The sequence below is a fragment of the Nocardioides furvisabuli genome (assembly GCF_021083185.1).
GTDB classification, from domain to species: domain Bacteria; phylum Actinomycetota; class Actinomycetes; order Propionibacteriales; family Nocardioidaceae; genus Nocardioides; species Nocardioides furvisabuli.
The window spans coordinates 45,331-70,776 of sequence record NZ_JAIGQB010000012.1; the positions used below are offsets into that span (position 1 = coordinate 45,331).

The window sequence follows — 25,446 nt, forward strand, 5'->3', positions numbered from 1 at the left end:
TGGCACCTGTCGGTCCCGGTCGCCACACTGGGAGTCATGCAGGCTCCAGAACGCGTCGGCCGGGTGTCCGACCAGGTGCAGGCGCAGGTCAGCAGGTTCTACGACGGCGGCACGCTGCCCCGCGACGGTGCTCCGAGCCAGCCGCCCGACCCGGCCGAGGAGATGCGGATCGTCCTCGAGCGCCACGCCGAGGAGGGCGTCGAGACCTTCTCCCTGGAGCGCCGCCTGGCCTACCGCGACCGCCACCTCGGCGAGCTGCTGGTGCCGGCGGACGCGGCGTTTCGCACCGACCTGACCTCCGTGCCGGCGATCTTCACCTGGCTGGTGCCCAAGACCGGCGCCCACCTGCCGGCGGCCCTGCTGCACGACGCGCTGGTGGCCGGGCGCGACGACCCGACGTCGTACGTCTCCACCGAGGGGCGCACCGTCGACCGGGTCGAGGCCGACCGGGTCTTCCGCGACGCGATGGCCGACACGGGCACCGGGGTGATCAGGCGCTGGATCGTGTGGACCGCGGTCACGGTCGCGACGATCTTCGTCGGTCGCGCCGTGCCGTGGTCGCGGGCGCGCCACTGGTCCTACCGGGTGGCGGCCGCCGTCACGATCGTGACCATCGTCTGGCTCGGCTGGAGCGCCACCAGCGACCTGTTCGACCGGTCGTGGGTCGGCGCTGTCGACGTGCCGTGGATGGGTGACCGGCCGTGGTGGCAGGAGCTGCTCGGGGGCTTGTCGGGGGCGATCGTGCTGCCGCTCGCGCTGAGCCTGCTGTGGGGGCGGCTGCGGATCGCCGGCGCCATCGCCGGGGTCATGCTCGCCGTCCTGCTGCACGTGACGGTCGGGGTGGCCGTCATCGCGGCGACCTACCTCGCGCTCGAGCGGCTGGCCCGTCGCTCCGCGCTCCTGGCGTGGGCGTTGGCCGCGGTGGTCGTGGTCGGGGCGGTCGCGGTGTTCGCCGTCCTCTCGGGCATCAGCCTCGGTTGACGCCGACGCCGATCTCGGCCAGCCAGCGCGCGGCGAAGGTGTCACGCGGGAGGTCGCGGGTCAGCAGGTCGACGCCGGTGTGGAGCGCCACGGCGACGAGGCCGAGGGCCGCCGCGGTCACCAGCATGCCGCTGACGTTGCGCGGGAAGCGGCTCGGGACCGTGCGCACGCGCTGCCACCCGCCCACGAGACCGGAGGTGACGACCGCAGACACCACGCTGGCGAAGGCCGCGCCCACGACCGTGCCGAGCAGGCCGATCTGCCTGCTCAGGATCGCAGCGGTGGCGGCCGCCACGGCACCGGCGACGAGCTGGGGCAGGGACAGGTCGAGCAAGGGCTTGCGGGCGTCGGGCTGGGTCTTCTCGGGCTGCATCTTCTCGGGTGGGGTCATCTCACAGGTTCGGGTCGGCGACAGGGCGTACCCCTGTACGACGCCCGCGACCCGCCGATCGTTTCCGAGCGTGAGCGACCTCACCCGGCAGGCGCGCGGACGGCTCAGCGCAGGGAGTACGTCGCCAGCGAGACGCCGACGTAGTGCGCGGCGAAGGCGAGCACGGTGAAGGAGTGGAAGACCTCGTGGAAGCCGAACCACCGCGGTGACGGGTTGGGGCGCTTGAGCCCGTAGACCACGCCGCCGAGCGTGTACAGGATGCCGCCCGCGGCGACCAGGACCAGGGTGGCGATGGCGACGCCGGTGCTGAAACGGTCGGCGCCCTCCATGAACTGCGGGATGAAGAAGACGGCCGCCCAGCCGAGGGCGATGTACATCGGCGTGTAGAGCCAGCGCGGCGCGTCGGTCCAGAAGACGCGGAAGATCACGCCCGCGAGCGCCGCCACCCAGACCACGACCAGCAGCGTCGTGCGCGCGGTGCCGTCGAGGAAGAGGAGCGCGTAGGGCGTGTAGGTGCCGGCGATGAGCACGAAGATGTTGGCGTGGTCGAAGCGCCGCAGGAACGCCCACGTGCGAGGGGACCAGTTGCCGCGGTGGTAGATCGCGGACACGGTGAAGACGAGCAGCGCCGACAGGGCGAAGGCCAGCGAGCCGATGCGGGTCAACGGGGTGGGCGAGAGGGCCACGAGGACGATGCCCGCCGCGAGGGCCAGCGGTGCGGTCCCGGCGTGGAGCCAGCCGCGCAGGTGGGGCTTGACCTCGGCCATCTTGTCGGCCATGACCTCGCCGGCGCGCTCCACGGCGTGCTCGACACGGTCGCGTGGCGTCATGTCGTGGTCTCCATGGGACGAAATTACCCGTTGAGCGGTGACGCGCGCACCCGAGCGACGCGGAGGGCTCCGTCACACGGCGCTACCATCGGTGGGTGGTGAGGCTCAAGGACGCGGTGCGACGGGTGCTCTACCCGGCCTACGAGTCCCGGGTGGTGAAGTTCCTCCCGACCGACCAGATCCCCCAGCACGTCGGCGTCATGCTCGACGGCAACCGGCGCTGGGCCAAGGCCGTCGGCCTCAACACTGCCGAGGGCTACCAGGCCGGCGCCGACAACATCCGCCCGCTCCTGGGCTGGTGCGAGGAGGTCGGGGTCGAGGTCGTGACGCTGTGGCTGCTGTCCAGCGACAACCTCACCAACCGCCCCCCTGAGCAGCTCACCGGGCTGCTGGCGATCATCGAGGGCGCCGTGGCGTCGCTGGCCGAGGCCGGTCGCTGGCGCATCCACCCGGTGGGCGCGCTGGACCTGCTGCCGCCCGAGACCGCCGCCCGGCTCAAGGCAGCCGAGGAGGCGACCCGCGACATCGACGGGATCCTGGTCAACGTCGCCGTCGGCTACGGCGGGCGACGCGAGATCGCCGACGCCGTACGCGCCCTGCTCGCCGAGCACGCGACGCGCGGCACCTCCCTGGAGGAGCTCGCCGACCTCATCGACGTCGAGCACATCGCCGAGCACCTCTACACCAAGGGCCAGCCCGACCCCGACCTCGTGATCCGCACGTCGGGCGAGCAGCGCCTCGGCGGCTTCCTGCTCTGGCAGTCGGCGAACTCGGAGTTCTACTTCTGCGAGGCGCTGTGGCCCGACTTCCGCCGCGTCGACTTCCTGCGCGCGATCCGTGCGTACGCCGCCCGCGAGCGCCGCTTCGGCGGCTGACCAGCCCGTCGTCGGACGTCAACCGAGGCGTCACCTCGCGTTCGGGCGTGTCGCCCCGGATCGGCCTGCGTACGGGCGTACTTTCGCGACATCGGCAGGTGGGGAAGCCTGCTGTACCGGGAGGCAGTCCTTGAGCACTCAGATGGGAGCTCTCCGGTCCGTTGAATGACACGGGCCGGGCGAGGAGTGCGCGCGCCGACCCGCAGCAAGGGGTTAGTCGTGGCCAGCAAGTCCTCATCCAGCTCCGCATCGTCCGGCTCCACCCGCGGTGACCGTCAGACCTACGTCCTGGACACCAGCGTCCTGCTCGCCGATCCAGGCGCGCTGACCCGCTTCGCCGAGCACGAGGTCGTGCTCCCCGTGGTGGTGATCACCGAGCTCGAGGGCAAGCGCCACCACCCCGAGCTGGGCTACTTCGCCCGGGCGGCGCTGCGGGCGCTCGACGACCTCCGGGTCGTCAACGGCCGCCTCGACGAGCCGGTCTCGATCGGCTCGCAGGGCGGCACCCTGCGCGTCGAGCTCAACCACACCGACGCCGCCTCGCTCCCCTCGGGCTTCCGGCTGGGCGACAACGACACCCGGATCCTCGCGGTGGCGCGCAACCTGGCCGACGAGGGCCACCGCGTCACCCTCGTCTCCAAGGACCTGCCGCTGCGGATCAAGGCCTCGGCCGTCGGCCTCGACGCCCAGGAGTACCGCGCCGAGAAGATCAGCGACTCCGGCTACACCGGCATGACGGAGCTGGAGGTGCCGGCCGCCGACCTCGACGAGCTCTACGAGGACGGCGTCATCGACCTCGCCGACGCGCGCGACCTGCCGTGCCACAACGGACTCGTGCTGCTCTCCGAACGGGGCACGGCCCTGGGCCGGGTCGGCGCCGACAAGCGGGTCCACCTCGTCCGTGGCGACCGCGACGCCTTCGGCATCCACGGCCGCTCGGCCGAGCAGCGGGTGGCGCTGGAGATGCTCCTCGACCCCGACGTCGGCATCGTCTCCCTCGGCGGACGTGCCGGCACCGGCAAGTCGGCGATGGCGCTGTGCGCCGGGCTCGAGGCGGTGATGGAGCGTCGCCAGCACAAGAAGGTCGTCGTGTTCCGCCCGCTCTTCGCCGTCGGCGGCCAGGAGCTCGGCTACCTCCCCGGCTCGGAGAACGAGAAGATGTCGCCCTGGGCCCAGGCCGTCTTCGACACCTTGGGCGCGCTCACCGGCAAGGACGTCATCGACGAGGTGATGGACCGCGGGATGCTCGAGGTGCTGCCGCTGACCCACATCCGGGGCCGGTCGCTGCACGACGCCTTCGTCATCGTCGACGAGGCGCAGTCGCTGGAGCGCAACGTGCTGCTGACGGTGCTCTCGCGCATCGGCGCCAACTCCAAGGTCGTGCTCACCCACGACGTCGCCCAGCGCGACAACCTGCGTGTGGGACGCCACGACGGCATCGTGGCGGTCGTGGAGAAGCTCAAGGGCCACCCGCTCTTCGCCCACGTGACGCTCACGCGCTCCGAGCGCTCTCCCATCGCGGCGCTCGTGACCGAGATGCTGGAGGACGTGACGCTCTGAGGGTCGGCCCGTGTCCGCCTCGAGGGATCCCCGGCTGGCCGGTGGTTCCGTAGGTTGTCAGGCTCTGCAAGGGCCGACAACGTATGGGATCACCGGCCGACCGGGGATCCCGAGCAATGCCCGACCCGCCCGGCCCGTGACGGATGAGAGCGAAGGGGCGCCAGAGGCCCATGTGATCAATGAGGCGTCAGCGGTTGTGCCGTTCGGTTTGCACGGCCTCCGCGCCTCATGCATGGTGGCTCGTGACCGTTTCGTGATCTTGGTCGTCGGCAGGGTCGGGGGAGCGTGCCAGCACCTCGTTGCACCGCCCGGATCCGGGACGGTCGCCCGCGCGTCCTCGTGACGCGTGCACCCCCGTCGTCGACCCCCGTGAGCTCTCGTGCCCAAGCCTGAGAAGTACGTCCCCACGCACCGCGCCCCCGGCAAGCACAAGGCCCCGCGTGCCCCGCGCCGCGCCCTGCGCACGGGCCTCGTCCTGTCCGGCCTCGCCGCCGCGGCGACCGGCGTGAGCGTCAGCGGCGGCCTGGCCATCCAGGACCGCGACGTGCTCGTCCCGGCCGCGGCCGACGTCGCCGAGCCGGCGGACACCGCGACGCCCCGCAGTACGCCGTCGAGCGACGCGTCCGGCGTGGCCGGCGCCGGCGCGGCAGCGCCCGAGCAGCCTCGGGAGCGCACCACGGTCTCCCGCTCCGGGCGGCGCACCGACGCCACCAAGGCCGCGGCCCTCGAGATGTCGGCCGGCTCCGCGGTCACCCGCTCCGAGACGCTGTCCGAGGGCGATCCGCGCGACATCGCTCGCGCGCTGCTGCCGGCGTACGGCTTCTCCTCCGACCAGTTCTCCTGCCTCGACTCGCTCTACGTCAGCGAGTCCGACTGGCGCGTCGACGCCGACAACCCGACGTCGTCGGCGTACGGCATCCCGCAGGCCCTCACGCAGCTCCACGACCTGCCGGCCGACTACATGACCTCCGCGGAGTCGCAGATCCGGTGGGGGCTGGAGTACATCCAGGACACCTACGGCACCCCGTGCAGCGCGTGGAGCTTCAAGCAGGGCAATGGCTGGTACTGACCCGGGCGGCGGTCGTCACCGGAGAGCCGGCGCCGAGTGCCGTGCGGTCGGCTCCGCACCGCGGTCGTCGGCGACCGACACCGCGAGCCCGAGCAGGAAGGCCGTGATGGCGGCCACCAGCGTCGGCGTCGCCAGGTCGGGCATGAAGCGGCGGCGGGCCCCGGCGGGCTCGGCGCCGTGGTACTCGTGCGTCAGGGCGTGGCCCTTGCCGCGGGCCAGGAGGTAGCGGTTGACCGGCCGGGCCGCGAAGAAGGCCACGGTCAGCGCGAGCATCATCGACAGCCAGAAGACCGGGTTGACCAGGCCGGCCTCCATCGCGCCCGGCACGAGTGCCATGACGGAGTTGTCGACCAGCTCCGTCGTCGCGATCGAGAGCGTGTCGGCGGCGAGCACGACGCTGAGCGCGGCGCCGACACCCAGGCCGGCCCGCAGCAGCGGCAGGGTCGACAGGGTGTAGCCGAAACCGAACGCCAGGCCGACCGCGATCGCGATGGTGGTCCACGTGCCCGAGCCCGAGCGCGGTGCCGATCATCAGCCCGAGGATCTCGCCGATGGCACAGCCCGTGAGGCATGGAGGGTGGCGGAGATCGCCATCGTGTTCGTGCTGTCCACCGGTTCAGCGCCCGGTCATCGAGTCCACGTCGAGGGCTGCGTCGAGCTGCTCCTCGGTGAGCTCGCCGCGCTCGACGAAGCCCATCGCGATCACCGTCTCGCGGATGGTCGCACCGTCGGCGAGCGCCTTCTTCGCGACCGTGGCGGCCTGCTCGTAGCCGATGTGCGCGTTGAGCGGCGTGACGACCGACGGCGAGGACTCGGCGTAGCGGCGCATCCGGTCGGCGTCGGCGGTGATGCCGTCGACGCAGCGCTCGGCGAGCAGGACGGTCGAGGTGGACAGCACGTGGACCGACTCCAGGAGCGCGTGCGCCATCACCGGCATCATCACGTTGAGCTCGAAGCTGCCCGACGCGCCGGCCCACGCGATCGTCGCGTCGTTGCCGACGACCCGGGCGCAGACCATGAGCGTCGCCTCGGGCAGGACCGGGTTCACCTTGCCGGGCATGATGCTCGACCCGGGCTGCAGGTCGGGCAGGTGGATCTCGGCCAGGCCGGTGGTCGGACCCGACGACATCCAGCGCAGGTCGTTGCAGATCTTGGTCAGGCCGACCGCGACCGTGCGCAGCACCCCGGACAGCTCGACGAGCGAGTCGCGGGTGCCCTGGGCCTCGAAGTGGTCACGGGCCTCGGTGAAGGGCTGCCCGGTGCGCTCGGCCAGCGCCGCGATGGCGCGCTCGGCGAAGGCGGCCGGGGTGTTGATGCCGGTGCCGACGGCGGTGCCGCCCAGCGGCAGCTCTCGCACCCGCGGCAGCACCGCCTCGAGCCGTTCGACGCCGAGGCGCAGCGTGGCGGCGTACGCACCCATCTCCTGGCCGAGCGTCACCGGCGTGGCGTCCATGAGGTGGGTGCGCCCGGCCTTGACCGTGTCGGCGAACTCCTCGGCCTTCGCCTCGAACGACGACGCCAACCGCTCCAGCGCGGGGACGAGGTCGTCGACCACGGCGAGCGTCGCCGCGACGTGGATGCTCGTCGGGAAGGTGTCGTTGCTGCTCTGCGAGGCGTTGACGTGGTCGTTGGGGTGCACCTCGACGTCGGCCTGCGCGGCGAGGGTGGCGATCACCTCGTTGGCGTTCATGTTGGAGCTGGTGCCCGACCCGGTCTGGAACACGTCGAGGGGGAACTCCCCGTCGTGGTCCCCGGCGACGATCGCGTCGGCGGCCGCCACGATCGCGTGGGCCTGCTCGTGGCTGACGACGCCGAGCGCGGCGTTCGCGCTCGCAGCCGCCGCCTTCACGTGCGCCAGCGCCTGGACGTGGCGCGGCTGGAGGGTCAGGCCGCTGATCGGGAAGTTCTCGATCGCGCGCTGCGTCTGCGCCCGCCAGAGTGCCTCGCGAGGCACCTCGACCTCGCCCATCGAGTCGTGCTCGGTGCGTGTCTCGCTCACGACATCGACCGTACCCCGGCACGATGGAGCCATGCGTTCACTCCGTCTCGGGATGACCGCCGTGCTCGTGGGGGTCGCCTCGGCCTGCTCCGCGCTCGGCGGCGATGACACCGACCCTGCCGCCGACCTCGCCGCCGACCTCGCCGCGGCGCTCTCGGAGCACTCGCTCGGCGACGTGCCGCTGGGTGACGAGGCGCAGCGGACCGCCTTCGCGGAGCTGGTCGCGCCGCTCGACGAGGTGCCCGTCGTCGTCGATGTCGTCGACGTCCTGGAGGTCGAGGAGGAGGGGCGCGCGGAGGCGACCCTCGCCTGGCGGTGGGAGGTCTCGGACGCCGCGGCGTGGGAGTACGAGACCACCGTGGCGCTGACACAGGGTGGCGACGGCAGCACCTGGGTGGTCGCCTGGTCGCCCGACGACCTCGCCCCCGGGCTCGCCGAGGGCGAGACGGTCGGGCTGCGGACACTGACCCCGCAACGCGGCGACATCACCGGCGACGGGGGAGCGGTGCTCGTCACCGAACGCCCGGTCCTGCGCTACGGCCTCGACAAGACCAAGGTCGAGGGCACGCAGGTCGCGCGCAGCGCCCGTCGGATCGCCCGCATCCTCGACGTCGACGCGGCGGCGTACGCCGAGCGCGCCGAGGCGATGGGGGCCGAGGCCTTCGTCGAGGCCGTCGTGCTGCGCGAGGACGACGCCCTGGACGTGCTGCCCGCCTTCCGCCGGGTGCCCGGCGCGCTCGCGGTGCGTGACACCCTCCCGCTGGCCCCGACCCGCGAGTTCGCCGCCACCCTGCTGGGACGCGTGGGCCCGGCGACCGCCGAGGTGGTCGAGGAGTCCGGTGGCCGCATCGTCGCCGGCGACGAGGTGGGGCTGTCCGGCCTCCAGGCGCGCTACGACGAGCAGCTGCGCGGCAGCCCCGGCACGGCCGTGGTCGCCCGGGGCGCCGACGACGTGCTCCGCACGCTCTTCGAGGTGCCTGCCACCGACGGCGCCGACCTGGTCACCACGCTGTCCCCGGATCTCCAGCAGCGTGCCGAGGACGCGCTCGCCACCCTCGGCGCCGGTGCTCCAGCTGCCGCGCTGGTCGCGATCCGCCCCTCGGACGGGGCGGTCCTCGCCACCGCCAACGGCGAGGGCGCGGCGGGTGCCGACCTCGCAGCGACCGGGCAGTACGCCCCGGGCTCGACCTTCAAGGTGGTCAGCTCGCTGGCTCTCCTGCGCAGCGGGCTCGCCGTCGACGACGTCGTGTCCTGCCCGGCCACCACGGTGGTCGACGGCCGCTCCTTCAAGAACTACGACGACTACCCGTCCTCCGCGCTCGGGGACATCCCCTTCGTCCAGGCGATCGCGCAGTCGTGCAACACCGCCCTCATCACCAACGCCGACCGCCTCGACCCGAGCGACCTCTCCGCCGCGGCGGCCGCGCTCGGTCTCGGGGTCGACCACGACCTCGGCTTCGGCGTCTACTTCGGCCAGGTGCCGCCGGCGGAGACCGAGACCGGTGCCGCGGCCGACCTGATCGGCCAGGGGACGGTGCTCGCCAGCCCGTTCGCGATGGCCACGGTCGCCTCCTCCGTCGTCGAGGGCCGCACGGTCCTGCCGGTCCTGCTGCCGGACCACGAGGTGCAGCAGGTGGCGCCACAGGTGCCGCTGACCGGCCGGGAGGCCGGCACCCTCCGCGGGCTGATGCGGGCCGTGGTGACCACGGGCTCGGGGCGGTTCCTGCTCGACGTACCGGGGGAGATCGGGGCCAAGACCGGCACCGCGGAGTACGGCGAGCCCGGTGCCGCAGGTGACCTGCCCACCCACGCCTGGATGATCGCCACGCGCGGCGACCTCGCGGTGGCGGTGTTCGTCGAGACCGGCGTCTCGGGGTCGCAGACCGCGGGCCCGGTGCTGGAGGCGTTCCTGCGCTGAGGGGTCAGGTCCGGCGCGCGAGGTAGAGGAAGTACTCCTCGGGGCGGTCCTGGAGCAGCACGTGGTGGGCCTGCTCCTCAGCTGCTCCGAAGACGTCCCGCAGCACCGCCAGCAGCTCCGGTGCGGCGCTGGCCGACCACACCACCAGGACCCCGCCGGGGCTCAGCAGCTCGCGGCAGCGGGTGAGGAACTCCGCCTCGTAGACCGACTCGTTGCCGTCGTGGACGAGGTAGCCCGGTCCGTTGTCGACGTCGAGCAGCACGAGGTCGTAGGTCGAGCGGGCCTCGGCGATCGCCATCGTGATGTCGGCGTTGAGCACCGTCGCGCGGGTGTCGGCGAGCACCGCGGGCCCGTGGGGCACGGTGCCGTCGCGCATCCAGCGGATGAGGACCTCCTCGATCTCGACCACCACCGCCCGCTCCACACGGGGGTCGGCGAGGACGCGTTGGAGAGTGAAGCCCAGCCCCAGCCCGCCGATGAGCACCGACGCGGGCTGCTCGACGAGGGCGAGCGCCTGCGCGGCCAGCTCGATCTCGCTGGTCGTCTCGAGGGTGTCCATCACGAAGACGCCGTTGACGCGCAGCTCCAGCACGTCGGCCGCGCTGTCCGACGTACGCCGTCGCAGCACGACCTCTCCGCGCTCGGTCTCGGCCCGGGCGATCTCGACGCTGTCCACGCTGCTCACGCTGTCCACGCCACCATCCTGCCCACGCCGGCGCTGTGCGGCCTCACCCCGGGGTGTCCGCGGACGGGGCGAAAGGCCTTCTCGCGGGGCCGTTCGCGTTCTACGGTGGTCGGGTGTACACCGTCGGGAGGGCTGCTGAGCTCACCGGCGTGCCGACCGGGACGCTGCGCAAGTGGGAGCAGCGCTACGGCGTGGTGGTCCCGCAGCGCTCAGCGGGCAACTACCGGCTCTACGACGACGACGCGGTGCGCCGCCTCAGCGTCATGCGCAGCCTGGTCGACGCCGGCTGGTCGGCGCAGGAGGCCGCGCGCCACGTGGTCGAGGACCCGGCGGCGGCCGAGGCCGAGCTGCCCCGTCGCGAGGCCACCAGCACCGACGTGCGCATCCAGGAGCTGGTGGGGTGCGCGGTCGACTTCGACGTGCCGCGGCTCGAGCGTCTGGTGGCCGAGGCGTTCGCCGACGCCGATCTCGCGGGCGCCGACCTTGCGAGCGTGGTGGACGACTGGCTGATGCCGGCGCTCGGGGGCCTGGGCCGGGCGTGGCAACGCGGCGAGGTGTCGGTGGCCGGCGAGCACTTCGTGACGGCCGCGGTGCACCGCAGGCTCGGCCTGCTCTTCGCGTCGCTGCCGCCTGCCCCTCCCGCGAGTCCTCGCGTGGTCGTCGGGCTCGCGCGCGGGTCCCGGCACGAGATGGGGGTCCTCGCGTTCGCGACGGTGCTCCGCTCGCGCGGCGTCATGGTCACCTACCTCGGGGCGGACCTCCCGCTGGAGGCCTGGCTCGGTGCGGTCGGGCTGATCGAGCCCGCGGCCGCCGTGCTCGCCGTGCCGTCCCTGGAGGACCTGCCTGCGGTGCGCGAGGCGGTGGAGGCCCTCGAGGCACTGACGCAGGTGCTGCTCGGCGGGGCACACCAGGACGCGGTGGCCGGGGGGACGCACCTGGGCCACCTGCCCGGCGCCGCGGCCGTGGCGCTGGCGCACCGGCTCGCTGGCATCCCCGTGAAGGGCTGACCGCGTCAGTCCGCGGCGCCCTCTGCTGCGCCCTCGGCGACGTCGTCGCAGCCCTGGCCGGTCCAGGCGTCGCCGACGACCTTGATCTGGCAGGTGCTGTCGGTCGCCGGCACCTCGGAGGCGGCCGGGTGGACGAAGAGGACCGAGCCGAGGGCGGCGGCGGCGATGACGGCGATGCCGGCGGAGCGCAGCCACACACCGATGCGCTGGTCCTCGGCGGTGGGCTGGTAGGTGTCCGACATGGTCGCGCTCCCGGGTTGTCCACAGTTTGTCCACTGTTGTGGGCAAGACGAACGTAGAGGGTATGTACAGGGTTTGTCCAACGTGGTGTACCTTTCGGGGTGTGTACACCGTCGGCCGGACCTCGCAGCTCACCGGCGTGCCCCGCGAGACGCTCCGCAAGTGGGAGCAGCGCTACGGGGTCGTCGAGCCCGTGCGCTCCGAGGGCAACTACCGCCTGTACGACGACGAGGCCGTGCGGCGACTGGCCGTGATGCGTGACCTCGTCGATTCCGGGTGGACCCCGCGCGAGGCCGCGAGAAAGGTCCTCGAGGACCGGTCGAGTGCCATCGCCGGCGACGTCCCGTCACCGGGCTCGCCGCTGTCGCACCTCGACGAGCTGGTGACGTGCGGGCAGGACTTCGACGTGGTGCGCCTCGAGAGCACCCTGGACAAGGTCTTCGCGCAGGCCGACCTCGCCGACGTGGTGGACGAGTGGCTGATGCCCTCGCTGGTGCGGCTGGGCGAGGCCTGGCAGCGCGGTGACGTGACGGTGGCCGGGGAGCACTTCGTCAGCGCCGCGGTGCTGCGACGTCTCTCCCAGGCCTTCCACCAGCTCCCGCACCCCGACGGCGAGTCGCCTCGAGTGCTGGTCGGACTGGCACGCGGCTCGCGCCACGAGCTCGGCGTGATGGGCTTCGCGATGGTGCTCCGCAGCCGCGGGGTGCAGGTCACCTACCTCGGCGCCGACCTGCCCGTCGAGGCCTGGGTCGACACCGTGCGCGAGCTCGGGCCCGACGCCGTGGTGCTCGCGGTCCCGACGGTCGAGGACCTCCCGGCGGTCCGCGAGGCGGTGGAGGCCATCTCCACCTCGACGACCGTCCTCCTCGGTGGTGCCCAGCAAGGGCGCATCGAGGGCGCAGAACCGCTCGGTCACCAGCCCGGCGAGGCCGCCGCGTCACTGGCCGGCCGCCTCGTCGCGGGCTGAGGGGACTACTCCGCCGAGCGCACCCGGATCCCGGCTCCGGTCAACGAGCTCAACGGGACGGTCACGGCGCCGGACGGGTCGGTGAAGAAGTCGTTGCCCTTGTCGTCGACGACGATGAAGGCGGGGAAGTCCTCGACCTCGATCTTCCAGACCGCCTCCATGCCGAGCTCCTCGTACTCCACGACCTCCACGGACCGGATGCAGTCCTGGGCGAGCCGCGCGGCCGGGCCACCGATGGAGCCGAGGTAGAAGCCGCCGTGCGTGCCGCACGCCTCGGTCACCTGCTTGGACCGGTTGCCCTTGGCGAGCATCACCATCGAGCCGCCCGCGGCCTGGAACTGCTCGACGTAGGAGTCCATGCGACCGGCGGTGGTCGGGCCGAACGAGCCCGACGGCATGCCCTCGGGGGTCTTGGCAGGACCGGCGTAGTAGACCGGGTGGTCCCTCAGGTAGGCCGGCATCTCCTCGCCGGCGTCGAGGCGTTCCTTGATCTTGGCGTGCGCGATGTCGCGCGCCACGACGAGCGGGCCGGTCAGCGACAGGCGGGTCTTGACCGGGTGCTTCGACAGCTCGGCGAGGATGTCCGGCATCGGTTGGTTGAGGTCGATCGGCACGACCGCGCCGCCCTCGATGTCGTGGGCCAGGCCGGCGTCGGGCATGTAGTGCGCCGGGTCGGTCTCGAGCTGCTCGAGGAAGACGCCCTCCGGGGTGATCCTGCCCAGCGCCTGCCGGTCCGCCGAGCACGAGACGGCGATCGCGACGGGGCAGGAGGCGCCGTGGCGGGGCAGGCGCACGACCCTGACGTCGTGGCAGAAGTACTTGCCGCCGAACTGCGCGCCGATGCCGAAGGACTGGGTCAGCTCGAAGACCTTCTCCTCCAGCTCGACGTCGCGGATGCCGTGCGCGCTCATCGAGCCCTCGGTCGGGAGGTCGTCGAGGTAGTGCGCGGAGGCGTACTTCGCGGTCTTGAGCGCGAACTCGGCGCTCGTGCCGCCGATGACGACGGCGAGGTGGTACGGCGGGCAGGCGGCGGTGCCGAGGGAGCGGATCTTCTCGTCGAGGAACTCCATCAGCCGCGTCGGGTTGAGGACGGCCTTGGTCTCCTGGAAGAGGAACGACTTGTTGGCCGAACCGCCGCCCTTGGCCATGAAGAGGAACTTGTACTCCGGGACGTCCCTGGCGGGCGTGGAGTAGAGCTCGATCTGCGCCGGCAGGTTGGTGCCGGTGTTCTTCTCCTCGAAGGTCGTCAGCGGCGCGAGCTGGGAGTAGCGGAGGTTCAGCCGGGTGTAGGCGTCGTACACGCCCCGGCTGATCGCCTCGCCGTCGTCGGCGCCGGTCAGCACGCCCTCGGACTTCTTGCCCATCACGATCGCGGTGCCGGTGTCCTGGCACATCGGCAGCACGCCGCCGGCGGAGATGTTGACGTTCTTGAGCAGGTCGAGCGCGACGAAGCGATCGTTGCCCGAGGCCTCGGGGTCGTCGATGATCTTCCGCAGCTGCGCCAGGTGGCCCGGGCGCAGGTAGTGGCTGATGTCGTGCATCGCCTCCTCGGTGAGCCGGCGGATCGCCTCGGGCTCGACCTTCAAGAAGGTGCGTCCGTCGACCTCGGTCGTGGAGACGCCCTCGGTGGTGATCAACCGGTAGGGGGTCTCGTCCGCGCCGTTGGACCCGGCGGTCGGGAGGAGGTCGGAGTAGTGGAACTCGGGGCCGGCGGCAGCGGTCGTCACGGGACCCGAGCGTACGCCGCGCCGCGGCGGTGGTGTGACGCGGCTCAGGTGCCGTCGTGCTCCCGGACGTGCACGCTCGCGCCGAGCTTGCTGTCCGGCACGTGGCCGATCCGCCCGTCCGGACCGGTACGGGACGACGACCGGGTGTTCACTGGTCGGACGCGTGGTGGCCATCCGGGAGTAGCCTCCGCAACGACGGGACCCACGAGGCTCCGCGCGGCACACCCCGCCGACCCGCAGCAGTTGCTCACTGGAGGTCCGATGAACACCCGCACGATGCTCGTCTCGCTCACTGCGACGGCCACGCTCATGTCCGTGGCGGCCTGCGCCGCCCCCGAGCAGGAGAACGACACCACCACCGAGAGTGGGGTGGACGCCGCGGCCGCCACCTCGACCGAGGACTTCGGTGGCCTGGACGAGCTCGTCCAGGCCGCCCAGGACGAGGGCGAGCTCAACGTCATCGCCCTCCCGCCGGACTGGGCCAACTACGGCGAGGTGATCTCGACCTTCGAGGAGAAGTACGGCATCGAGGTCAACTCCGCCCAGCCGGACGCTGCCTCGCAGGACGAGATCAACGCGGCCAACGAGCTCGCCGGCACCGACCGCGCGCCCGACGTCTTCGACCTCGGCCAGTCGGTCGCCCTCGCCAACACCGACATGTTCGCGCCCTACCAGGTCGAGACGTGGGACGACATCCCCGACGAGTTCAAGGACCCGGACGGCGCCTGGGTCAACGACTACGGCGGCTACATGTCGATCGGCTACGACTCGGCCGTGGTCCCCGAGGTGACGTCGCTGTCCGACCTCCTGAAGCCCGAGTTCAAGGGCAAGGTCGCTCTCAACGGCGACCCGACGCAGGCCGGCGCGGCCTTCAGCGGCGTGATGATGGCGGCCATCGCCAACGGCGGGTCCGCCGACGACATCGCACCCGGTGTGGACTTCTTCACCGAGCTCAAGGAGGCTGGCAACTTCCTCACCGTCGACCCCGACTCGACCACGATCGAGCAGGGCACGACGCCGGTCGTGATCGACTGGGACTACCTCGGGGCGGCCGCCGCGGCCAACGTCGACACCTGGAAGACCGTGGTCCCCGAGGAGGCCGTCGTCGCCGGCTACTACTTCCAGGCCATCAACGCCGACGCGCCGCACCCGGCCGCGGCGCGGCTGTGGCAGGAGTTCCTCTACAGCGACGAGGGACAGAACCTCTGGCTCGAGGGCGGTGCCCGCCCGGTCCGCGGCGACGCGATGGCCGAGGCCGGCACGATCGACGCCGAGCTCTGGGGTGCCCTCCCGGAGGTCAGCGGCGACCCGGTGGTCCCGACCGACGACCAGACCGTCACGGCCGGCGAGTACCTCGCAGCGAACTGGTCCAAGGCCATCCGCTGAGCACGCCCGCCACTCGTGGGGGGCGGGGACGACGGCTCGCCGTCGCCCCCGCCCTTCCGCTCCTGCCGTTCCTCGTCTTCGTCCTGGTGTTCCTCGTCGTCCCGACGCTCACCGTCGTGCTCGGCGCGTTCCAGGACGAGGACGGCGCGCTGACGCTGGGCAACCTCGACGCCCTGACCAGCGAAGCTGCCGTCTCGGCGCTGAAGGGATCGCTGATCCTGTCCGCGACCACGGCGCTGATCGGCGCCGTGGTCGGGGGACTCCTCGCCTACTTCATCGTGTCGATGCCACCGCACAGCCTCCTGCGCCGTACGACGCTCGCCATCAGCGGCGTGCTGGCCCAGTTCGGTGGAGTGGTGCTCGCCTTCGCGTGGATCGCGACGATCGGACCGGTCGGGATCCTCACCCAGCTCGTCAGCGACCTCTTCGGTGCCGACCTCTACGGCTCGGGGTGGCTCTTCGGGCTGCCCGGGCTGGTCGTCGTCTACTGCTACTTCCAGATCCCGCTGATGGTGATCGTCTTCGCGCCCGCCTTCGAGGGGCTGCGCCCCCAATGGCGCGAGGCCGCGGTGAACCTCGGGGCGAGCACCTGGTCCTACTGGCGCCACGTGGCCCTTCCCCTGCTGGCGCCCGCCTTCCTCGGCGCGGTCCTGCTGCTCTTCGCCAACGCCTTCGCCGCCTATGCCACGGCGGCGGTCCTGGTCAGCCAGGGCCAGCCCATCGTGCCGCTGCTGATCCGGCAGGCCATCACGAGCGAGGTCCTCCTGGGCCAGGCCAACGTCGGGTTCGCGCTCGCGTTGGAGATGATCGTCGTGGTGACGCTGGTGATGGTGGCCTACAGCCTGCTGCTGCGGCGTACGTCGAGGTGGATGCGATGACCCCGTCGAGGAGCTTCCGGATCGCCCGCGCGGCGGTGCTGCTGGTCTTCGCGGCCTACTTCTTCGTGCCGCTGCTGGCGATGTTCGACTTCTCCACCCAGGTCCGCGGGAGCGCCCCGGGGCGCACGTGGGACAACTGGACCTTCATGTTCCGCGACGAGGACCTGCGGTCCTCGATCGTCGCCTCGCTCCTGCTCGCGCTGTTCACCGTCGTGCTGATGGTCGCCCTGCTGGTGCCGACGATGGTGTGGGTCCGGCTGCGGGTGCCCCGCGCCAAGAAGCTGATCGAGTTCCTGTGCCTGCTCCCGCTGACCATCCCGGCCCTCGTGATCGTGGTGGGCATCGGCAACGTCTACTCATGGGTGACCTACCTGCTGGGCGACAGCGCGCTGGTGCTGACGTTCGCCTACGTCGTGCTGGTGCTGCCCTACTCGTTCCGCGCCGTGGACGCCTCGCTGTCGGGGATCGACGCCACGACGCTGTCGGAGGCGGCCCGGTCGCTCGGCGCCGGCTGGTTCACCGTCGTCGTGCGGGTCATCATGCCCAACATCACCGGCGGCATCCTCGGTGCCGCCTTCATCTCGGTGGCCCTGGTGCTCGGTGAGTACGTCTTCGCCTCCCTGCTCCACTTCGACACCCTCCCGGTGGCGATGGCCGCCCTCTACAAGAGCAACGGGCCCGCTGCCATGGCGGCCGCGCTGGCCTCGATGCTGCTGGTGTCCGTGCTGCTCGTCGGCCTCACCTTCCTCAGCCGTGACCGGCACCGGCGCAACCAAGGAGCCTCCTCATGACCGACCAGACGTCGCGCGGTCTCGCCGTCGCCCTGTCCGACCTCACCCGTGCCTACGGCACGGTGAAGGCCCTCGACGGGTTCACCCTGGATCTCGCCCCCGGCGAGCTCGTCGCCCTGCTCGGCCCCTCGGGCTGCGGCAAGACCACGGCGCTGCGCATCCTCGCGGGCCTCGACCGGGCCACGTCGGGCACGGTGTCGGTGGGCGGCAAGGACCTGACCCGGGTGCCGGCCAGCAAGCGCGACATGGGGATGGTCTTCCAGGCCTACAGCCTCTTCCCGCACATGACGGTGATCGACAACGTCGCCTTCGGCCTCAAGATGCGCGGTCGCGACGGTGCCACCCGCCGGGGGCGCGCGGGCGACATGCTCGAGCTGGTCGGCCTCGGCGAGCACGCAGACCGCTACGCCCACCAGCTCTCCGGCGGCCAGCAGCAGCGCGTGGCCCTGGCCCGCGCGCTGGCGATCGAGCCGTCCGTCCTGCTCCTCGACGAGCCGCTGTCGGCCCTCGACGCCAAGGTGCGCGTGCAGCTGCGCGACGAGATCAGGCGCGTCCAGATCGAGGTCGGCACCACGACGCTCTTCGTCACCCACGACCAGGAGGAGGCGCTCGCCGTCGCCGACCGGGTGGGAGTGATGAACGCGGGCCGCCTCGAGCAGCTCGCTCCGCCTGCGGAGCTCTACTCCGCCCCGGCCAGCCGCTTCGTGGGGGAGTTCGTCGGGCTCAGCAACCGGCTTCCGGCTCACGTGAGCGACGGAGTCGCTGCGGTGCTGGGTCGCCAGGTGCCGGTCCTGCCCGGCTCGACCAGCGGCGCGGGCCACGCCCTGGTCCGGCCCGAGTCAGTGTCGGTGGTGGCGGACGCCGCCGGCACGGCCACCGTGGCGACCGTGATGTTCCTCGGCCCGCTGTCGCGCGTCACCAGCACCCTGGCCGACGGGACGGACGTCGTCGCCCAGCTGGCCAGCTCGGACGCGCTGCGGCTGCGGCCGGGCGATGCCGTACGCCTCGAGGTGGACCCGGTGCCCGTCCTGGTCGTGGCGTGAGGACGTCCTACTTCCAGGGGGCGACGAGCGCGGCGAGGTCTGTTGCGAGCTGCTTCTGCAGCAGCGGGCCGAAGGTCACCCGGTGCACGCCCATGACCTGGAGGTCCTCGAGCGAGCCGGCGGACGACCCGGCACGCGGGTCGGCGATCACGTTCACCGGGCCGGAGAGCGCGTCGAGGACCTGCTGGAGGGTGGCGGCGTCGGGGACCTTCACGGGGTAGACGCAGCGCGCACCCGCCTCCTCGCAGGCCAGGAGTCGGGTGATCGCCTCGGCGACGGGGTCCTCGAACTGGTCGGCCTTGACGAAGGCGTCGGTGCGGGCGTTGACCACCACGTCGACCCCGGCCGCGTCGGCCGCCTGGCGCAGCCCGCCGATGTAGTCGGCGTGCTCGGCGACCGTCCGCAGCCGACCGCCCTCGGAGTGCACGGTGTCCTCGACGTTGAGGCCCACGGCCCCCGCCTCGAGCAGGCGCTCGACCAGCTCGGCGGGCGGGACCCCGTAGCCGGCCTCCATGTCGGCGGTGACCGGCACGTCGGGCACCGCGGAGCAGATGCGGCGTACGCCGTCGAGGGCGTCGTCGAGCGACATGTCCTCGTTGTCGCCCTGCCCGCGCGAGTCGGCGAGCGGGTGGCTGCCGATGCTCAGGGCGGCGAAGCCGGCGTCGGCGATGACGCGGGCCGACCAGGCGTCCCAGACGTTGGGCAGGACCAGCGTGGAGCCGGTGTGGTGGAGCTCGAGCAGGGTCGTGGCGCGAGTGGCGGTGTCCATGGCCCGAGGCTGCCACGGTGCTGGGCGCGGGGACAGGGCGGGCATAGATGCGGCCTGCCGGTCGTTCTGCCGACGTGGAGGTCTGGGACTCGCTCGTCGTCGGCGCCGGCCAGGCCGGCCTCGCGTCGTCGTACTTCCTGCGTCGTCGCGGGATCGAGCACCAGGTGCTCGACGCCAACCCGCGTGCCGGGGGAGCCTGGCAGCACCGCTGGGGGTCGCTCGGCATGGACGACGTGCACGGTGTCGCGGACCTCCCCGGCTCGGAGGCGCCTCAGGCCTCACGGCTGCCGGCCAACGTCGTGGTCCCGGACTACTTCGACGCCTACGAGCGACGCCACGACCTGCCGGTCGTGCGGCCGGTGCGCGTGAGCCGCGTCGACAGCGAGGACGACCTGCTGGTCGTGCGGACCGACCGCGGCGAGTGGCGCACCCGCACGTTGGTCAACGCCACCGGCACCTGGACCCGGCCGTTCGTGCCCTACTACCCGGGCATCGACACGTTCGCCGGCGAGCAGGTGCACACCGCCGACTATCCCGGGCCCGCGCACTTCCGTGGCCTGCGGGTGCTGGTGGTGGGCGGTGGTGCGTCGGCCGTGCAGCACCTCGGCGAGCTCGCGCCCGTGGCCGACACGCTGTGGGTGACCAGGCGCGAGCCGGTGTGGCGCGAGGGCTTCGACGCGGCCGCCGGGCTCGCCGCGGTGACCGCGGTCGAGGAGCGCGTACGCCGCGGGCTGCCGCCGGCCAGCGTGGTCAGCGTGACCGGCCTGGCGCTGCGACCCCAGGAGTGGGAGGCGGCCCGGCTCGGGGCGTACGACCGGCTGCCGGCGTTCGCGCGCATCGAGTCGGACGGCGTCCGCTGGGCGGATGGCCGCTTCGAGCCGGTCGACGCGATCGTGTGGGCCACCGGGTTCCGTCCGGCGCTCGACCACCTGGCCCCGCTGGGCCTGCGCTCGGCAGAGGGCGGGATCGCCCTCGAGCCCGTGCGCGGCAACGTCCAGGGCGCGACGACGGCCGTGCGGGACCCGCGGGTGCAGCTGGTCGGCTACGGGCCCTCGGCCAGCACCGTCGGTGCTTCCCGGGCGGGTCGCCAGGCAGCCCTCGCGGTGTCGCGGTTCCTCGCTCCGGGCGGGACCGAGGGACTGAGCGCCTGACGGCAAGGGCCACCAGCACGTCGCGGGCCCCTGACGACTGTCACGGAGCAGTCCCGCGCCGCCTCGCTATCCTGACGGGCATGGGGGAGATCGAGGACCGCCCGCACGACCCGTCGCAGATGCGCGTCTCCGACGCCGACCGCCAGCGCGTCGCCGACGTGCTGCGCGACGCCGCGGGCGAGGGACGCATCGACCTCGACGAGCTCGAGGAGCGGCTGGAGCTGACCTGGCAGGCCAAGACCTACGGCGACCTGGTGCCCATCACCCTCGACCTCCAGGCCGCCGGACCGGTCGCGCCCCCGGCTGCGGCTCCCGTTCGGCGTACGCCGTCCGGGGTGCCTGCCGTCGGGCACACCTCCTCGACGGCCGTCATGGGCGACTGCACGCGCCGTGGCGTGTGGCACGTCCCGGAGCACCACTCGGCGTTCTCGCTGATGGGCAGCGTGACCCTCGACCTGCGCGAGGCGATCCTCGCCGGACCGCACATCCAGATCAACGCCAGCGCGATCATGGGCGAGGTGAAGATCGTGGTTCCCGCGCACATGCACGTCGTCGTCGACGGCACGCCGATCATGGGCGACTACGGCCAAGGCAAGGACCGCGTGCCGGCCGAGGTGGGGCCCGACTCACCGACGGTGCGCGTGCGCGGCGTCGCGCTCATGGGCTCGGTGCAGGTGCAGCGGCTGCCCGCCCCCGGCACGCCCCGCAAGTACCTCGGCACCTACTGACGGACGTGCTGGCGCGAGCGGCTGCGTGACCTCGCGGGCGGCGCGGTGGAGCCGCGCACGACCAGGTGGGTGGGCAGCGTGATGCGGTCCTCGGCCAGGTCGAGGCCGGCGAGGAGGTCGAGCACCATCCTGCTCGCCGCGCGGGCCTGCTCGACGACGTGCTGGTCGATGGTGGTCAGACCGAAGAGCGCACCGAGGTCGTGGCCGTCGACGCTGATGAGGGAGATGTCCTCGGGCACGCGCAGCCCGTGGTGGCGCAGCACGGTGGTCGCGGCCACCGCGATGTCGTCGGAGTAGCAGAAGACCGCCGTCGGCGGGTCGGGGAGGGCGAGCAGCTGCTCCATCCCGACGGCTCCGGCGTCGACGCCGTAGGCGGCCGTCACCAGGAGCGCGGGATCGGGGGTCAGGCCGTGGCGCGCCAGGGCCTCGAGGTAGCCGGCGCGCCGGTGGGCGTCGCTGGCCCACGTGGCGCCGTCGGTGTCGCTGGTGCGGATCATGCCGATGCGGGTGTGGCCCAGCCCGACGAGGTGCTCGACCGCCTCCCGGCCGATCGCGACGTCGTCGACGCTGACCGAGGGGAAGTCGCGCAGCCGCGACCCGGCGACCACGACCTCGACGCCCATCAGGTCGAGCCGCTCCTCCTCCTCGGCCCGGATCGGAAGCGTGATCAGCACGACCGCGTCCACCTTGCGGCGGGTCGGCAGGTCGCGGAAGAAGTGCCTGCGCTTCTCCTCGGTGCCGACCTGGTAGACGAGCACGTCGAGGTCGGCCTGCCGCAGCGTCGACTCGACGGTGGCGAGCATCGTGGAGGAGAACCAGCTGTCGAGACGGGGGAGCACCACCGCCACCCGCCGCGTCGACCCACGCAGCGAGGACGCGGCCGGGGAGACCACGTAGTCGAGCTCCTCGACCGTGGACAGCACGCGGCTGCGGGTCCGGGGGCTGACGCCCGGCAGCCCGCGCAGGGCCCGGGACACGGTGGCGATGGACACACCCGCACGCCGCGCGACGTCGGCCATGTTGACCTGGCTCGTGGGCGAGACAGGAACGGGATCGTGCTCCTCGGTCACAGCCCTCCCCCCTCGCCGGCCGGCACTACAGTGAGGGTGTGACCACGCCCACCACTTCGTCCCCGCTCGCTCTCGGCGTCGCCACGGCGTCGTACCAGATCGAGGGGGCGGTGGCCGAGGACGGCCGCGGCCCGTCGATCTGGGACACCTTCACCGCCGAGCCCGGCCGGGTCGTCGGCGGCGACGACGGTGTCGATGCCTGCGACTCCTACCACCGCGTCGAGGACGACATCGCGCTCATCCGTGGCCTGGGCGTCGACGCCTACCGCTTCTCCCTGGCGTGGCCGCGCATCCTGCCCGAGGGTCGGGGGCGCGTCGAGACGCGCGGCCTCGACTACTACGAGCGCCTCGTCGACGGGCTGCTGGAGGCCGGCATCGAGCCGGTCGCCACGCTCTACCACTGGGACCTGCCGCAGGCCCTCGAGGACGAGGGCGGCTGGCTCGAGCGCCGGACCGCCGAGGCGTTCGTCGATTACGCCGGTGTGGCGCACCAGCGCCTCGGTGACCGGGTGACGTCCTGGGCGACCCACAACGAGCCGTGGTGCGCGGCCTACCTCGGTTACGCCGCGGGCGTGCACGCGCCGGGACGCAGCGAGGGCGCGGCCGGGCACAGGGCTGCCCACCACCTGCTGCTGGGCCACGCCTGGGCCCGCGAGGCGCTGCCGGGCGCGCACGTCGGGATCGTGCTCAACCTGGCGCCCGTCTGGCCCGAGTCGCCCGAGGCCGCGGACGTCGCCGACGGCGTCGACGCGATCCGCAACCGCGTCTGGCTGGGGCCGCTGGTCGACGGGGCGTACGACGAGCGGATGCTGGCGATCGCCCCCGTCCTGGCCGACCCCGGCCTGGTCCGGCCCGGCGACCTCGACGCCATCAAGGGATCCGCTGACTGGCTCGGCATCAACTACTACACGCCGATCCGGCCCGCCCTGGGGACAGGCGAGGGCGAGCCGCACCCCGAGCAGGGGGCCTACCCCGGCGTGGAACGACTCGACCTGGTGGTGCGCGAGCCGCGCACCGACATCGGCTGGGAGATCGAGCCCCGCGGGCTCGAGGAGCTGCTGGTCGAGACCCACCGCCGCACCGGGCTGCCGCTGGTGATCACCGAGAACGGCGCCGCGTGCGCCGACACCGAGGTCGTCGACGGACGGGTCGAGGACACCGACCGCATCGACTACCTGCGTGACCACCTCGCCGCGGTGGACCGCGCGCGGGACGCCGGCGCAGACGTGCGCGGATACTTCGTGTGGACGCTCCTCGACAACTTCGAGTGGGCCGAGGGGTACGCCAAGACGTTCGGCCTGGTGCACGTCGACCGGTCCTCTCCGTCTCTCACGCGGACGCCCAAGGCGTCCTACCACTGGTTTGCAGAGCAGGTGGCGGCGCCCGCCGGGGGACGGGGCGCCGCCGGCCTGCTCACCCCTTGACGCTGCCGGCCAGCAGGCCACGCACGAAGTAGCGCTGCAGCGACAGGAACACGATCAGCGGGACCACCAGGGAGACGAACGCGCCTGCGGAGAGCAGGTGCCAGTCCTCGCCGCGCTGGCCGGCCAGGGCCGCCAGTCGCACCGTCAACGGGGACACCGAGGGGTTGCCGCCGGCGAAGACGAGCGCGACCAGCAGGTCGTTCCAGACCCACAGGAACTGGAAGATGCCGAACGCCGCGATCGCGGGTGTCATCAGCGGGAGCATGATCTTGGAGAAGATCTGCACGTGCCCGGCGCCGTCGACGCGGGCGGACTCGATCAGCTCGCCGGGGATCTCCCGCATGAAGTTGTGCAGCAGGAAGATCGCCAGCGGCAGCGCGAAGATCGTGTGCGAGATCCACACGGTGTAGAAACCACCGCCGGGCGCGTCGTTGCCGGCCAGCGGCATCAGGTTGAACGGCGGGTCCACGTAGAGCCGGAGCAGCGGGATCATCGTCACCTGGATCGGGACGATCTGGAGCGCGAACACCGCCACGAACAAGGTGTCGCGACCGCGGAACGGGATCCACGCGAAGGCGTAGGAGGCCATCACGGCGAGGCTGATCGGGATCAGCACCGCCGGGATCGTGATGACCACCGAGTTGATCAGGTAGGTCGCCAGGTCGACGTCCGCACCGGTGATCACCTGCCGGTAGGAGTCCAGGGTGAACTGCGGGTCGGTGACGACGTTCCACCAGCCGTTGCTCTTCACCTCGGCCTCCGGTCGGAAGGAGGAGACGAGGAGGCCGAAGGTCGGCAGTGTCCAGAGGATCGCGATCACGATGGCGGCGGCCGAGGCCCACCTGCCGGACAGTGCGTCACGAGCAGCGGAGCTCGCGGTCTTGGGCGGAGCGGGGGTGGAGCGGACGGGTGGTGCCGGGGGTGTCGTGGTGGTCATCGTGCCTCCAGGCGACGCATCTGTCGGATGTTGTAGACGACGATCGGCAGGACGAGGATGAAGATCAACGTGGCGAGCGCCGCTCCGAGGCCGAAGTCGAAGGACCGGAAGCTCTGCACGTAGAACTCGTAGGCCAGCACGCTGGTGCCGAACTGACCGCCCGTCGCGGTGCGCACGATGTCGAAGACCTTGAGCGTGGTGATGCTGATGGTGGTCAGCACGACGATCAGGGAAGGCCGGATGCTGGGCACCGTGATGTAGCGGAAGAGCTTGAGGCCGTTGACGCCGTCGAGCTTGGCCGCCTCGACGATGTCGTCGGGGATCGCCTTGATGGCGGCGGAGAGGATGGTCATCGCGAAACCGGCTTGCACCCAGACGATGATCACGATGAGGAAGAACGTGTTCCACGGCTCGGTCAGCAAGAAGCGATAGGTGTCGAGGCCGACGGCCTTGAGGAGTCCGTTGAGCACACCGAGCTGGCCCTGCTCACTGGCCTTGTAGTCGTAGACGAACTTCCAGATGATCGAGGCGCCGACCAGCGAGATCGCCATCGGCAGGAAGATCAGCGCCTTGGCGAACTTCTCGAACCGCGTGCGATCCACGAGCACCGCGTAGATCAGTCCGAAGCCCGTGGCCAGGATCGGTGTGAGCACGACCCAGATGGCCGTGTTCTGCAGCACCTGGAGCAGGTCCTCGCTGGTGAAGATCCGGCGGTAGTTGTCGAGCCCGACGAAGTTGGCCCCGTCGGCGCCGACGAGTGGCTCGTAGGACGATCCGAAGAACGATTGGTAGATGGTGCGCAGTGCGGGGTAGAGCAGCCCGATCGCGATCAGCAGCAGCGACGGCGCGATGAACGCAGCCGCCTGCACCCTCTCGCCGCTGCGCGAGCGCAACCGCGTGGTGAGGAGCAGGATCGCGCCCGTCACGGCGAAGAAGAGCGCGACGGCGATCGCCATCTGGATGAGCTTGTCGGTGGATGTCATCCGGACCTCCTGGTTCGGGGGAGAGGGAACGGGGCGC

General features: G+C 72.0%; 24 protein-coding genes and 1 pseudogene. 14 read left to right on the forward strand and 11 right to left on the reverse strand.

Features of this window, described 5'->3' with window-relative positions; genetic code table 11:
* The first annotated feature begins 36 nt into the window (after positions 1–36).
* Positions 37–981, forward strand: a complete 945-nt coding sequence (locus K4G59_RS18305; protein WP_231252499.1) for a DUF1353 domain-containing protein — start codon at positions 37–39, stop codon at positions 979–981.
* Here the strand turns inward: K4G59_RS18305 and K4G59_RS18310 are convergent.
* Together K4G59_RS18310 and trhA are read right to left on the reverse strand one after the other, a co-directional pair.
* On the reverse strand, positions 968–1,372 hold the full coding sequence (locus K4G59_RS18310; protein WP_231252500.1) for a hypothetical protein: 405 nt from the start codon (positions 1,370–1,372) through the stop codon (positions 968–970). The two genes, K4G59_RS18305 and K4G59_RS18310, sit on opposite strands and share 14 nt — an antisense overlap.
* Positions 1,373–1,476: 104 nt before the next feature.
* A complete protein-coding gene (gene trhA, locus K4G59_RS18315; RefSeq protein WP_231252501.1) occupies positions 1,477–2,202 on the reverse strand; it encodes a PAQR family membrane homeostasis protein TrhA in 726 nt (241 codons plus the stop codon).
* A 95-nt stretch (positions 2,203–2,297) separates the two neighbouring features.
* Between trhA and K4G59_RS18320 the strand changes: the two genes are divergently transcribed.
* From K4G59_RS18320 to K4G59_RS18330, 3 genes are all read left to right on the forward strand, one after another.
* Positions 2,298–3,077, forward strand: coding sequence for an isoprenyl transferase (locus K4G59_RS18320; protein WP_231252502.1), 780 nt, complete (start codon positions 2,298–2,300; stop codon positions 3,075–3,077).
* 219 nt (positions 3,078–3,296) lie between these two features.
* Entirely contained in the window at positions 3,297–4,637 is a 1,341-nt protein-coding gene (phoH2, locus tag K4G59_RS18325; RefSeq protein ID WP_231252503.1) for an RNA 5'-3' helicase PhoH2, read from the forward strand.
* 379 nt (positions 4,638–5,016) lie between these two features.
* A complete protein-coding gene (locus tag K4G59_RS18330; protein ID WP_231252504.1) occupies positions 5,017–5,706 on the forward strand; it encodes an aggregation-promoting factor C-terminal-like domain-containing protein in 690 nt (229 codons plus the stop codon).
* Between the two features lie 15 nt (positions 5,707–5,721).
* On the opposite strand, the pseudogene K4G59_RS18335 reads toward K4G59_RS18330, so the two are convergent.
* Positions 5,722–6,207, reverse strand: a pseudogene (locus tag K4G59_RS18335) (DUF4396 domain-containing protein); the annotation flags it as partial.
* Positions 6,208–6,322: 115 nt separating this feature from the next.
* Positions 6,323–7,738, reverse strand: a complete 1,416-nt coding sequence (locus K4G59_RS18340; protein ID WP_231252505.1) for a class II fumarate hydratase — start codon at positions 7,736–7,738, stop codon at positions 6,323–6,325.
* On the opposite strand from K4G59_RS18340, the gene K4G59_RS18345 reads away from it, so the two are divergent.
* Positions 7,737–9,623 (forward strand): penicillin-binding transpeptidase domain-containing protein, encoded by a 1,887-nt coding sequence (locus K4G59_RS18345; protein ID WP_231252506.1) that lies wholly within the window; start codon positions 7,737–7,739, stop codon positions 9,621–9,623. The genes K4G59_RS18340 and K4G59_RS18345 overlap by 2 nt on opposite strands.
* Before the next feature lie 4 nt (positions 9,624–9,627).
* On the opposite strand, the gene K4G59_RS18350 is transcribed toward K4G59_RS18345, so the two are convergent.
* On the reverse strand, positions 9,628–10,317 hold the full coding sequence (locus K4G59_RS18350) for a spermidine synthase (protein ID WP_231252507.1): 690 nt from the start codon (positions 10,315–10,317) through the stop codon (positions 9,628–9,630).
* 104 nt (positions 10,318–10,421) lie between these two features.
* Between K4G59_RS18350 and K4G59_RS18355 the strand changes: the two genes are divergently transcribed.
* Positions 10,422–11,315: a MerR family transcriptional regulator gene (locus tag K4G59_RS18355; RefSeq protein WP_231252508.1), complete on the forward strand. Its 894-nt coding sequence runs from the start codon at positions 10,422–10,424 to the stop codon at positions 11,313–11,315.
* 5 nt (positions 11,316–11,320) lie between these two features.
* Here K4G59_RS18355 and K4G59_RS18360 read toward each other — a convergent pair whose 3' ends face one another.
* On the reverse strand, positions 11,321–11,557 hold the full coding sequence (locus K4G59_RS18360) for a hypothetical protein (protein ID WP_231252509.1): 237 nt from the start codon (positions 11,555–11,557) through the stop codon (positions 11,321–11,323).
* A gap of 101 nt (positions 11,558–11,658) precedes the next feature.
* Here K4G59_RS18360 and K4G59_RS18365 point away from each other — a divergent pair, with 101 nt between their 5' ends.
* Positions 11,659–12,522 carry a MerR family transcriptional regulator gene (locus K4G59_RS18365; protein ID WP_231252510.1) on the forward strand — a complete coding sequence of 288 codons (864 nt, stop codon included), beginning with the start codon at positions 11,659–11,661 and terminating at the stop codon, positions 12,520–12,522.
* Positions 12,523–12,527: 5 nt separating this feature from the next.
* Here the strand turns inward: K4G59_RS18365 and K4G59_RS18370 are convergent, their stop codons facing one another.
* Positions 12,528–14,249 (reverse strand): fumarate hydratase, encoded by a 1,722-nt coding sequence (locus K4G59_RS18370; protein ID WP_231252511.1) that lies wholly within the window; start codon positions 14,247–14,249, stop codon positions 12,528–12,530.
* A 261-nt stretch (positions 14,250–14,510) separates the two neighbouring features.
* Here K4G59_RS18370 and K4G59_RS18375 point away from each other — a divergent pair, with 261 nt between their 5' ends.
* The 4 genes from K4G59_RS18375 (at position 14,511) to K4G59_RS18390 (ending at position 18,347) form a co-directional block, all read left to right on the forward strand.
* Complete coding sequence (locus tag K4G59_RS18375; protein ID WP_231252512.1) at positions 14,511–15,635, forward strand: ABC transporter substrate-binding protein; 1,125 nt, start codon at positions 14,511–14,513, stop codon at positions 15,633–15,635.
* An 86-nt stretch (positions 15,636–15,721) separates the two neighbouring features.
* Positions 15,722–16,513 carry an ABC transporter permease gene (locus K4G59_RS18380; RefSeq protein WP_231252513.1) on the forward strand — a complete coding sequence of 264 codons (792 nt, stop codon included), beginning with the start codon at positions 15,722–15,724 and terminating at the stop codon, positions 16,511–16,513.
* The gene (locus K4G59_RS18385) at positions 16,510–17,304 is read left to right on the forward strand and encodes an ABC transporter permease (protein ID WP_231252514.1); all 795 of its coding nucleotides are present in this window, start codon (positions 16,510–16,512) and stop codon (positions 17,302–17,304) included. Before K4G59_RS18380 ends, K4G59_RS18385 begins: the two co-directional genes overlap by 4 nt.
* Positions 17,301–18,347 (forward strand): ABC transporter ATP-binding protein, encoded by a 1,047-nt coding sequence (locus K4G59_RS18390; protein WP_231252515.1) that lies wholly within the window; start codon positions 17,301–17,303, stop codon positions 18,345–18,347. Before K4G59_RS18385 ends, K4G59_RS18390 begins: the two co-directional genes overlap by 4 nt.
* Positions 18,348–18,354: 7 nt before the next feature.
* On the opposite strand, the gene K4G59_RS18395 is transcribed toward K4G59_RS18390, so the two are convergent.
* Positions 18,355–19,116, reverse strand: coding sequence for an isocitrate lyase/PEP mutase family protein (locus K4G59_RS18395; RefSeq protein WP_231252516.1), 762 nt, complete (start codon positions 19,114–19,116; stop codon positions 18,355–18,357).
* 74 nt (positions 19,117–19,190) lie between these two features.
* Here K4G59_RS18395 and K4G59_RS18400 point away from each other — a divergent pair, with 74 nt between their 5' ends.
* On the forward strand, positions 19,191–20,267 hold the full coding sequence (locus tag K4G59_RS18400; protein WP_231252517.1) for a flavin-containing monooxygenase: 1,077 nt from the start codon (positions 19,191–19,193) through the stop codon (positions 20,265–20,267).
* An 80-nt stretch (positions 20,268–20,347) separates the two neighbouring features.
* Positions 20,348–20,995: a DUF1707 SHOCT-like domain-containing protein gene (locus K4G59_RS18405; RefSeq protein WP_231252518.1), complete on the forward strand. Its 648-nt coding sequence runs from the start codon at positions 20,348–20,350 to the stop codon at positions 20,993–20,995.
* Here K4G59_RS18405 and K4G59_RS18410 read toward each other — a convergent pair.
* Positions 20,989–22,065, reverse strand: coding sequence for a LacI family DNA-binding transcriptional regulator (locus K4G59_RS18410; RefSeq protein WP_231252519.1), 1,077 nt, complete (start codon positions 22,063–22,065; stop codon positions 20,989–20,991). The two genes, K4G59_RS18405 and K4G59_RS18410, sit on opposite strands and share 7 nt — an antisense overlap.
* Positions 22,066–22,103: 38 nt before the next feature.
* Between K4G59_RS18410 and K4G59_RS18415 the strand changes: the two genes are divergently transcribed.
* Positions 22,104–23,489, forward strand: coding sequence for a GH1 family beta-glucosidase (locus tag K4G59_RS18415; protein WP_231252520.1), 1,386 nt, complete (start codon positions 22,104–22,106; stop codon positions 23,487–23,489).
* Here K4G59_RS18415 and K4G59_RS18420 read toward each other — a convergent pair.
* Both K4G59_RS18420 and K4G59_RS18425 read right to left on the reverse strand, forming a co-directional pair.
* Positions 23,479–24,426 (reverse strand): carbohydrate ABC transporter permease, encoded by a 948-nt coding sequence (locus K4G59_RS18420; protein WP_231252521.1) that lies wholly within the window; start codon positions 24,424–24,426, stop codon positions 23,479–23,481. The genes K4G59_RS18415 and K4G59_RS18420 overlap by 11 nt on opposite strands.
* A complete protein-coding gene (locus K4G59_RS18425) occupies positions 24,423–25,409 on the reverse strand; it encodes a carbohydrate ABC transporter permease (protein WP_231252522.1) in 987 nt (328 codons plus the stop codon). Before K4G59_RS18425 ends, K4G59_RS18420 begins: the two co-directional genes overlap by 4 nt.
* Positions 25,410–25,446: the final 37 nt, after the last annotated feature.

What these genes read in the sequence shown, in the direction of transcription:
- K4G59_RS18305 (WP_231252499.1), top strand. Translation starts at nt 37, where the DNA reads ATGCAGGCTCCAGAACGCGTCGGCCGGGTGTCCGACCAGGTGCAGGCG.
- K4G59_RS18310 (WP_231252500.1), bottom strand. Translation starts at nt 1,372, where the DNA reads ATGACCCCACCCGAGAAGATGCAGCCCGAGAAGACCCAGCCCGACGCC.
- trhA (WP_231252501.1), bottom strand. Translation starts at nt 2,202, where the DNA reads ATGACGCCACGCGACCGTGTCGAGCACGCCGTGGAGCGCGCCGGCGAG.
- K4G59_RS18345 (WP_231252506.1), top strand. Translation starts at nt 7,737, where the DNA reads ATGCGTTCACTCCGTCTCGGGATGACCGCCGTGCTCGTGGGGGTCGCC.
- K4G59_RS18340 (WP_231252505.1), bottom strand. Translation starts at nt 7,738, where the DNA reads ATGGCTCCATCGTGCCGGGGTACGGTCGATGTCGTGAGCGAGACACGC.
- K4G59_RS18360 (WP_231252509.1), bottom strand. Translation starts at nt 11,557, where the DNA reads ATGTCGGACACCTACCAGCCCACCGCCGAGGACCAGCGCATCGGTGTG.
- K4G59_RS18375 (WP_231252512.1), top strand. Translation starts at nt 14,511, where the DNA reads ATGAACACCCGCACGATGCTCGTCTCGCTCACTGCGACGGCCACGCTC.
- K4G59_RS18385 (WP_231252514.1), top strand. Translation starts at nt 16,510, where the DNA reads ATGACCCCGTCGAGGAGCTTCCGGATCGCCCGCGCGGCGGTGCTGCTG.
- K4G59_RS18390 (WP_231252515.1), top strand. Translation starts at nt 17,301, where the DNA reads ATGACCGACCAGACGTCGCGCGGTCTCGCCGTCGCCCTGTCCGACCTC.
- K4G59_RS18395 (WP_231252516.1), bottom strand. Translation starts at nt 19,116, where the DNA reads ATGGACACCGCCACTCGCGCCACGACCCTGCTCGAGCTCCACCACACC.
- K4G59_RS18405 (WP_231252518.1), top strand. Translation starts at nt 20,348, where the DNA reads ATGGGGGAGATCGAGGACCGCCCGCACGACCCGTCGCAGATGCGCGTC.
- K4G59_RS18420 (WP_231252521.1), bottom strand. Translation starts at nt 24,426, where the DNA reads ATGACCACCACGACACCCCCGGCACCACCCGTCCGCTCCACCCCCGCT.
- K4G59_RS18425 (WP_231252522.1), bottom strand. Translation starts at nt 25,409, where the DNA reads ATGACATCCACCGACAAGCTCATCCAGATGGCGATCGCCGTCGCGCTC.